5 protein-coding genes are annotated in these 9,341 nt (G+C 70.2%); 3 read left to right on the top strand and 2 right to left on the bottom strand.

The annotated features are described in order from the left end of the window. Window positions 1–135: 135 nt before the first annotated feature. The 3 genes from chvE (at window position 136) to mmsB (ending at window position 4,288) form a co-directional block, all read left to right on the top strand. Window positions 136–1,263, top strand: coding sequence for a multiple monosaccharide ABC transporter substrate-binding protein (gene chvE, locus ACPYN5_RS10655; protein ID WP_424448952.1), 1,128 nt, complete (start codon window positions 136–138; stop codon window positions 1,261–1,263). A 239-nt stretch (window positions 1,264–1,502) separates the two neighbouring features. After that, window positions 1,503–3,032 (top strand): multiple monosaccharide ABC transporter ATP-binding protein, encoded by a 1,530-nt coding sequence (mmsA, locus tag ACPYN5_RS10650; RefSeq protein WP_424448951.1) that lies wholly within the window; start codon window positions 1,503–1,505, stop codon window positions 3,030–3,032. A gap of 23 nt (window positions 3,033–3,055) precedes the next feature. Beyond that, window positions 3,056–4,288, top strand: a complete 1,233-nt coding sequence (gene mmsB / locus ACPYN5_RS10645; RefSeq protein ID WP_424448950.1) for a multiple monosaccharide ABC transporter permease — start codon at window positions 3,056–3,058, stop codon at window positions 4,286–4,288. A 79-nt stretch (window positions 4,289–4,367) separates the two neighbouring features. Here the strand turns inward: mmsB and ACPYN5_RS10640 are convergent, their stop codons facing one another. Further along, window positions 4,368–5,309 carry a quinone oxidoreductase family protein gene (locus ACPYN5_RS10640; RefSeq protein WP_424448949.1) on the bottom strand — a complete coding sequence of 314 codons (942 nt, stop codon included), beginning with the start codon at window positions 5,307–5,309 and terminating at the stop codon, window positions 4,368–4,370. Between the two features lie 20 nt (window positions 5,310–5,329). Next, window positions 5,330–9,337, bottom strand: coding sequence for an ATP-dependent RNA helicase HrpA (gene hrpA, locus ACPYN5_RS10635; RefSeq protein ID WP_424448948.1), 4,008 nt, complete (start codon window positions 9,335–9,337; stop codon window positions 5,330–5,332). Window positions 9,338–9,341 lie beyond the last annotated feature (4 nt).

The following is a 9,341-nucleotide window of genomic DNA, read 5'->3' as shown; positions in this document are numbered from 1 at the left end:
CAGGACGCGATCGACAGGCTCTACGACCGGTATCAGAACGTTTACGGACAGACCACCGACGACCGCCGGTAGCCCCGCACCGGGGCGCGGTCACCATTTCCCGCAAGACAGTGAAGTCACTGGAAAGGACACACAGTGAACAAGAAGTTCCTGTACGCAGCAACGACGCTCGCCGTCGGCGCCTTGGCGCTCTCGGCATGCTCGAGCACCGGCGGCGGCGCCGGCGGCGGTGAGGGCGGCGGCGACGGCGGCCTCATCGGCGTCGCGATGCCCACCAAGAGCTCGGAGCGCTGGATCCAGGACGGCAACGCCGTCAAGAAGGCTCTCGAGGACCAGGGCTACCAGGTCGACCTCCAGTACGCCGAGGACGACATCCCCACCCAGGTCAACCAGATCGAGAACATGATCACCAAGGGCGCCGAGGCGCTCATCGTCGCCTCGATCGACGGCACGACGCTCACCGAGGCGCTGCAGAACGCCGCGGACGCCGACATCCCCGTCATCGCGTACGACCGCCTGATCGTCGGCACCGAGAACGTCGACTACTACGCGACGTTCGACAACTTCCTCGTCGGCCAGCAGCAGGCCTGGACGCTCCTGAATGGGCTCGGCCTGACCGACCTCGAGGGCAACCCGACCGACGGCGCGCCCGCCGGACCGTTCAACATCGAGCTCTTCGCCGGCTCGCTCGACGACAACAACGCGTTCTTCTTCTTCGACGGCGCGATGGACGTCCTCAAGCCCTTCGTCGACGACGGCACCCTCGTCGTCAAGTCGGGCCAGACCGACATCGAGCAGGCCGCCACGCTGCGCTGGGACGGCGAGACCGCCCAGAGCCGCATGGAGGACATCCTCACGGCGAACTACTCCGACGGCACCCAGGTCGACGCCGTGCTGTCGCCCTACGACGGCATCTCGCGCGGCATCATCTCGGCGCTCGAGGGCGCCGGCTACGCCGTCGGCGACGAGTGGCCCGTCATCTCGGGTCAGGACGCCGAGGTCGACTCCGTCAAGGCGATCCTCGCGGACGAGCAGTACGCGACGATCTTCAAGGACACGCGTGAGCTCGCGAAGGTCGCGGCCGACATGGCCGTCGCAGCGCTCAACGGCGAGGAGCCGGAGATCAACGACACCGAGACGTACGACAACGATGTGAAGGTCGTCCCGTCGTTCCTGCTCTCGCCCGTGCCCGTCGTCAAGGACAACGTGCAGTCGGCTCTCGTCGACACCGGCTACTGGACCGCCGAAGAGCTCGGTCTCTGAGCCGCGGCATCCGCCCATCCTCGGGTCCGGGGGGGGGGGGGGGCCCCCCCCCCCCCCCCCCCCCCCCCCCCCCACCCCCCCCCCCCCCCCCCCCCCCCCCCCCGCGGGCTGCCAAAACAGGGGGTCGCGCGGGGCCCGCCCCCCGCCCCCCCCCCCCCCCGGGGGGGGGGGGGGCGCCCCCCCCCCCCCCCCCCCCCCGGACCCGAGACCACCATCCACCCCACAAGGAAGTCGGAGACGTGAGCGAAACCATCCTCGAGATGCGCGGGATCACCAAGACCTTCCCCGGCGTCAAGGCGCTCTCGAATGTGAACCTCGCCGTCGAACGCGGCGAGATCCATGCGATCTGCGGCGAGAACGGCGCGGGGAAGTCGACCCTCATGAAGGTGCTGTCGGGGGTCTACCCCCACGGCACCTACGACGGCGAGATCGTCTACGCGGGCGACACCGTCGAGTTCAAGAACCTGCGCGACAGCGAAGCGCGCGGCATCGTCATCATCCACCAGGAGCTGGCGCTCAGCCCGTACCTCTCGATCGCCGAGAACATCTTCTTGAACAACGAGCGCACCGGCGTCGGCGGCCTCATCGACTGGAACAAGACCAACTTCGCAGCGGCAGACCTGCTGCGCCGCGTCGGGCTCAAGGAGAACCCGACGACGAAGGTCAATCAGATCGGTGTCGGCAAGCAGCAGCTCGTCGAGATCGCCAAGGCGCTGTCGAAGGAGGTCAAGCTCCTCATCCTCGACGAGCCGACCGCAGCCCTGAACGACGAGGACTCCGACCACCTGCTCGACCTGATCCTGAGCCTGCGCGAGCAGGGGATCACGTCGATCATCATCAGCCACAAGCTGAACGAGATCAAGAAGGTCGCCGACAGCGTCACGGTCATCCGCGACGGCAAGACGATCGAGACGATCTCGAAGAAGGACGTCACCGAGGACCGCATCATCAAGGACATGGTGGGTCGCGACCTCGAGCACCGCTATCCCGACCACGAGCCGCAGATCGGCGACGAGCTGCTGCGGGTCGAGAACTGGACGGCGCACCACCCGCAGGACCCGACCCGCGTGGTCGTGGACGACGTGTCGGTGACCGTGCGCGCGGGCGAGATCGTCGGCATCGCCGGGCTCATGGGCGCCGGGCGCACCGAGTTCGCGATGAGCCTGTTCGGACACAGCTACGGCACCCGCATCTCGGGCAAGGTCTTCATGCGCGGCAAGGAGATCCGCACGCGCACCGTCTCGGAGGCCATCGCCAACGGGCTCGCCTACGCCACCGAAGACCGCAAGACCTACGGGCTGAACCTCATCGAGGACATCAAGCGCAACATCTCGATGGCCTCGCTGAAGAAGCTCGAGAAGGCCGGTCTGGTCGACGACAACGAGGAGTTCGCGGTCGCGAACCAGTACCGCAAGAGCATGAACATCAAGGCGCCGACCGTGCTCGCCAAGACGGGGAAGCTCTCGGGCGGCAACCAGCAGAAGGTCGTGCTGTCGAAGTGGATCTACTCCGACCCCGACGTGCTCATCCTCGACGAGCCCACCCGCGGCATCGACGTCGGAGCGAAGTACGAGATCTACACGATCATCAACAAGCTCGCCGCAGCGGGGAAGGGGATCATCGTGATCTCGTCCGAGCTGCCGGAGCTCCTCGGCATCTCCGACCGCGTGTACGCCCTCTCGGAGGGGCGCATCACCGGTGAGCTGCCCATCGCCGACGCGACCCCCGAGTCGGTCCTCAAACTCATGACCATGGAGAAGCCCCGCTGAGCGGGGCCGCAGGAGATCCTCGAATGTCTCAGAACACGCTCGCTCCCGAAACCGCCGCCGGCGGCGGGATCAACCCGAACGAGAACCGGTTCACCCGGTGGCTCGGCCACATCCTCGCCGACCTCGGCAAGAACGGCATCTTCATCGCGCTGATCGCGGTGGTCGCTCTCTTCGCCATCCTCACCAACGGCATCCTGCTGCGCCCGCAGAACCTGTCGAACCTGGTGGTCCAGAACGGCTACATCCTGGTCCTGGCCATCGGCATGGTCATGATCATCATCGCCGGTCACATCGACCTGTCCGTCGGCTCGGTGGCCGCCTTCATCGGCGCCGTCTCGGGCGTCTTCGCGGTGAAGATGGGGATGCCGTGGTGGCTCGCCATCGTCCTGTCGCTGCTGATCGGCGCCGCGGTGGGTGCCTGGCAGGGCTTCTGGGTCGCGTACGTCGGCATACCCGCGTTCATCGTGACATTGGCGGGCATGCTGATCTTCCGCGGGCTCGCCCTCGTCGTGCTCGGCAACGCGAACATCGGTTCGTTCCCGACCGAGTACCGCGCGCTCGGCAACGGATTCTTGTCCGGGATCTTCGGCGAATCCGATCCCGACCTGTTCACCCTGGCGATCGGCGCCCTCGGCATCGTCGCGCTCGTCGTGCAGCAGTGGCGCACCCGTGCCGGCCGCCAGAAGTACTCGCAGGACGTCGAGCCGCTGGTCTGGTTCGTCGCGAAGCTCGCTCTCATCGCTCTCGTCATCGGCTGGTTCACCTGGGCGCTGGCGTCGTACAAGGGCATCCCGGTGACCCTGATCGTGCTGGCCGTGCTGGTGCTGGTGTACGGCATCGTGATGAACCGCACGGTCTTCGGGCGCCACATCTACGCGATCGGCGGCAACCGGCACGCCGCCGAGCTCTCGGGCATCAAGACGCGTCGCGCCGACTTCTGGCTGTTCGTGAACATGGGCGTGCTCGCAGCCCTTGCCGGCCTCATCTTCACCGCTCGACTGAACCTCGCCGGCCCCAAGGCGGGCGACGGATTCGAGCTCGAGGCCATCTCGGCAGCCTTCATCGGCGGCGCGGCGGTGCAGGGCGGTGTCGGCACCATCGGCGGCGCGATCATCGGTGGCCTCATCATCGGTGTGCTGAACAACGGCATGTCGATCATGGGCATCGGCATCGAGTGGCAGCAGGCCGTGAAGGGGCTCGTGCTGCTGCTGGCCGTCGCCTTCGACGTCTACAACAAGCGCCGCTCGGGCAACTGACGCACCGAGCTGACGAAAACGGCGCTCGCGTCGGCATCCTCTCGGGGATGGCCGGCGCGAGCGCCGTTCTCGTGCGCCCTCAGGGGAGCAGGGTGATCTTGCCCGGGGTGTGCGCGGCGACCAGGCGGTGAGCCTCCGCGGCGTCGGCCAGCGGCAGCTCGGGCCCGAGCTCGACACGGAAGGCGCCGGCGGCGAGCAGCGCGGCCACGACGGGGATCGCTTCGGCGCGCCAGGCGACCTGCTGCGGTGTCAGCGGATCGGGGCTGCCGCCGGAGAAGGCCTGGATGCCGAGGCGCGGGGCATCCGCCCCGCGCACGATCGTCGCGATACGGCTGCGATCCTCGACGAGTTCGAGCGATGTCGTCAGCGCCTCGTCGGTGCCCGCGCCGTCGAGCACGACCGAGACGCCCTGCGGAGCCGCCGCGCGGACGCGCTCGACGAGACCGTCGCCGTAGGCCACGGGAATCGCGCCGAGCTCGCGCACGCGGTCGGCGCGCGCCTCGCTCGCGGTCGCGATGACGGCCGCTCCCCGCAGCCGGGCGAACTGGATGGCGGCTTGCCCGACGGAGCCGCTGCCACCGTGCACCAGCAGGGTGTCGGCGGGGCCGACATCGAGCGAGCGCAGCGCCTGGTAGGCGGTCGCCACGGGGATGCCGAGCGCCGCCCCGACGGCCGGTGACACACCGGCGGGCAGCGGCGTGAGCTTGTCGGGGGTCACGACGATCTCGGTCGCGTAGACGCCGCTCGCCCCGAAGACCACGACCTCGTCGCCGACGCGGAAACCCTCGACGTCCGCACCGACCTCGACGACGACGCTGGCGCCGTCGTTGCCGACACGGCGCGGCTTCGAGATGGTCGCCGAGGGGCGGATCCCGGCCCGGAGCTTGTGGTCGATCGGGTTCACACCGGCCGCGATGACACGGACGCGAACCTGGCCCGCGCCGGGCGCGGGCACCTCGATCTCGCTGAGGGTGAGGACCTCGGGTCCGCCGAATCGGGAGTACGTCACTGCGTGGGCCATGGGGCCACGCTACCGACAGATCAGTCCTTGCCGGCCAGGGCCTTCGTGATCCGCTGGATCGACACGGGCTCGGCGGTTCCGAGGCGCTGCGCGAACAGGCTCACGCGGTACTCCTCGAGCAGCCAGCGAGCACGGCTCAGGCTCGGCGGCGCGTCGTCCGGCAGCGGGATGGTTCCCCCGGCCTCGGCGAACAGCACCGCGGCGCGTTCGTACTCGGTGAGCCGTTGCCGGTCGCGGCCGGGGTTGTCGCTCAGCGTCGTGACGCGATCGAGCGCGCCCTGGAGGTAGCGGGGGAGGTGTGCGAGCCGCGTGGTCGCCGTGCGGGAGATGAAGCCGGGGAACACCAGGCCCGTCAGCTGCTGCTTCACGTCGCCGAGCGCCGCGAGCAGGACCATGGAGTTCTCCTTGCGGATCGCCCGCTCGACGTCGCGCTGCAGGGTGAGGATCCGTGCGCTCAGCGACACCGCCTGGAACAGCTCGTCGACGACCGCCGCCGAGAACGCGTCGCGCACCGTCCGGAACTGGTCCGGAGTGCGCACAGCTGTGGCGGTCCGGTCGATGACGGCATCGGCGACGGCGACGCGCGCATCCTCGATGAGGGCCTTCGCCGACGGATACGGGGATGCGGCGAGGGCGAGCTTCTCGGGCGCCGTGAGATGGTCGAGGACGTACGTCGCCGGGGACGGCACCGCGAGCAGAACGAGTCGCCGAACACCCGCCCGGGTGAGGCGAGCCGCTCGCTCGGGCGTCGCCTCGATGCGCAGCGAGACCGTCGCGCCCTCGTCGACCAGCGCGGGGTACCCGCGGACGACACCACCGGCGACGCGTGTGTCGACGAGCTCGGGGAGGTCGCCGAAGGTCCAGTCGGTCAGGCCGGTCTGCTCCGCGATCCCGGTCGCCCGGTCGCCGCCGGTCGCACGGTCGCCGCTCGCGGCAGCGGCGGCCGCGAGCGCGGTGGCAGGCTGCGCTCCCGGTCGCGGCGCAGCCTTCGCGAGGGAACGCGCGACCGAAGCGCGGCTGCGATGGGCGAGCCGCTCCTGCAGCTCGGCGAGATCGCGCGACGACCCGAGGGCGCGCCCGCGCTCGTCCACGGCGCGGAAAGACATCGACAGGTGCGAGGGAACGCGCTCGAGATCGAAGTCGGCGGCCGTGACGGGCTGGTTCGCGACGCGCTGGATGCGGGCGGCCAGCGCGTCGCGCAGCGTGCGCGCGGGGAGGCCGTCGCGCGACTCGGGTCCGTCTCCGGCCAGCTCCTCGGCGAAGCGCGAGGCCCAGTCGGCGGCGGGGACGACGTGGCGGCGGATGGCCTTGGGAAGCGCCCGCAGCAGCCCCGCGATGAGCTCGTCGCGCAGGCCCGGCACCTGCCAGTCGAAGCCGTCGGGCCGGAGCGACGCCAGCAGTGCCAGCGGCACCACCACGCTCACACCGTCATCGGGGGCGCCCGGTTCGAAGCGGTAGGCGAGCGAGAGCACCTGGTCGCCCTGACGCCACCGGGCGGGGAAGGCGCGCTCGTCGCTTCCCGCGGCATCCCCGGCCAGATCGCTCTCGGTCATGTCGAGCAGACGGGGGGTGCGCGACGCGGCGTCGCGCCACCAGGCCTCGAACGACCGCACGTCGAACACGTCACGCGGGATGCGGGCGTCGTAGACGGCGAACACGGCCTCATCGCCCACGAGGATGTCGCGACGCCGTTCGCGCTCCTCGATCTTCTCGAGACGTCGCCGCAGCTCGAGGTTGCGACGCTCGAACGCGGTGAGTCGCTTGTCGAGGTGCGTCGAGTTCCAGTCGCCCTCGACGAGCGCGTGGCGGAGGAACAGCTCGCGCGCGAGCTCGCGGTCGCGCCCGGCGAGCTGCACGCGCCGGCGCGGCACGATCTCGACGCCGAAGAGCGTGACCTTCTCGGCGGCGACGGCGGCGCCGGCATCCTTCGACCAGTGCGGGTCGCTCATCGAGCGGTGAGCGAGGTCGCCGGCGAGCTCCTCCGCCCACGCGGGATCGATGGCCGCGGCGGTGCGCGCGTACAGGCGCGAGGTCTCGACGAGCTCAGCGGCCATGACCGCGTCGGGTGATGCCTTGCGCAGGCCCGAGCCGGGGAAGATCGCGAACTTCGCGCCACGGGCGCCGCGGTACTCGGCTCGGGGCCGTTGCGGCTTGCCGCCTCCGGCGCGAGCCGTGCCGGAGCGCGGGGCGGACGTGGTGCGGGTGTCGAGGATGCCGATCTGCGAAAGCAGGCCCGCGAGGATCGCGCGGTGGACCCGATCGGGATGTGCGGCTCCGGTGGCGCTTGTCGACGCGGCGTCCGTTTCGCCGGACCGGCCGGACGGCTTCTCATCACGATGCCGATCGTGGTCCCGGTCCTGGCGCCGCTCGCCGCGCGCGAGGGCGGTGAGCTGACGGTGCACGTCGAACCACTCCCGCACCCGGACGTAATTCAGGTGCTCCGCGCGACAGGTGCGCCGGAACGCGCTGGATCCGAGGTCCCGCTGCTGGTCCTGCAGATGGTTCCACAGGTTCAGCAGCGTCAGGAAGTCGCTCGTGGGGTCGGTGAACCGAGCGTGCAGCCGGTCGGCTTCCTCGCGTCGCTCCTCGGGTCGTTCGCGCACGTCCTGGATCGACATCCCGGCCACGATGGCGAGGACGTCGCGCGAGACGCCGAGAGTGCGAGCCTCGACGAGCATGCGGGCGAAGCGGGGGTCGATCGGCAGTCGCGAGATCTCACGACCGGTGTCGGTGAGACGCCAGGAGCCCGTGTCGTCGCGACGCACCGCGCGCAGCTCGACGAGCAGGTCGAACGCCGCCTTGACGCCGCGCGAGTCCGGCGGGGTCAAGAACGGGAAATCGGCGATGTCGCCGAAACCGAGCGCGAGCATCTGCAGCACGACGGACGCGAGGGACGTGCGCAGGATCTCGGGCTCGGTGAACTCCGGCCGCGAGGTGAAATCGTCTTCGGCGTAGAGGCGGATCGCGATGCCCGCCGAGGTCCGGCCGGCGCGACCGGCGCGCTGCTGAGCGGACGCCTGCGACACCGCCTCGATCGGCAGGCGCTGGATCTTCGACCGGTTGCTGTAGCGCGAGATGCGCGCCGTCCCGGCGTCGACGACGTAGCGGATGCCGGGGACGGTGAGGCTCGTCTCGGCGACGTTGGTGGCGAGGATGACGCGGCGCCGGACGCCGGCCACGCGCGAGGGCTCGAAGACGCGGTGCTGCTCGGCGGCCGAGAGCCGGCCATACAGGGGGAGCACCTCGGTCGGGCGCGCATCCCGGGCGTAGGCCGAGCGCACGGCATCCATCGCGTCGCGGATCTCGGCCTCGCCGGGCAGGAAGACGAGCACGTCACCGTCGGCCTCGCGGTCGAGCTCGCGCAGCGCAGCGACGAGTCCGTCGACGTCGTCGGCAGCCGTGTCGTCGCCGCCGGTGTCGTCGTGCGGGCGGTAGCGCACCTCGACGGGATAGGTGCGTCCGGAGACCTCGATGATCGGGGCCGGCTCGCCGTGGGCATCGGCGAAGTGCGCGGCGAAGCTCTGGGGATCGATCGTCGCGGAGGTGACGATGACCTTCAGATCGGGCCGGCGGGGCAGGATTCGGCGGAGGAAGCCCAGCAGGAAGTCGATGTTGAGCGAGCGCTCGTGGGCCTCATCGATGATGATCGTGTCGTACCGGCGCAGCATCCGGTCGCGGTGGATCTCGTTGAGCAGGATGCCGTCCGTCACCAGGGCCACCTGCGTGTCGGCGGAGACCTGATCGGTGAAGCGCACCTTGTAGCCGACCGCGCCGCCGAGCGGAACCTCCATCTCGGCGGCGATGCGCTCGGCGACCGTGCGCGCGGCGATGCGGCGCGGCTGCGTGTGCGCGATGCTCGTGCGCCCGAGCTCGAGGCAGATCTTCGGCAGCTGGGTGGTCTTGCCCGACCCGGTGGCGCCGGCGACGATGACCACCTGGTGATCGCGGATGGCGCGCGCGATCTCATCCCGTGCCGCACTGACCGGCAGCTCGGGCGGGAAGGAGATCACGGGGGCGGGCGTAGACACAGCC

It is taken from the genome of Microbacterium arborescens (genome assembly GCF_049707515.1).
Classification (GTDB): Bacteria; Actinomycetota; Actinomycetes; order Actinomycetales; family Microbacteriaceae; genus Microbacterium; species Microbacterium arborescens_B.
This window is presented reverse-complemented; position numbering and strand designations above follow the sequence as displayed.

What these genes read in the sequence shown, in the direction of transcription:
- mmsB (WP_424448950.1), top strand. Translation starts at nt 3,056, where the DNA reads ATGTCTCAGAACACGCTCGCTCCCGAAACCGCCGCCGGCGGCGGGATC.
- ACPYN5_RS10640 (WP_424448949.1), bottom strand. Translation starts at nt 5,309, where the DNA reads ATGGCCCACGCAGTGACGTACTCCCGATTCGGCGGACCCGAGGTCCTC.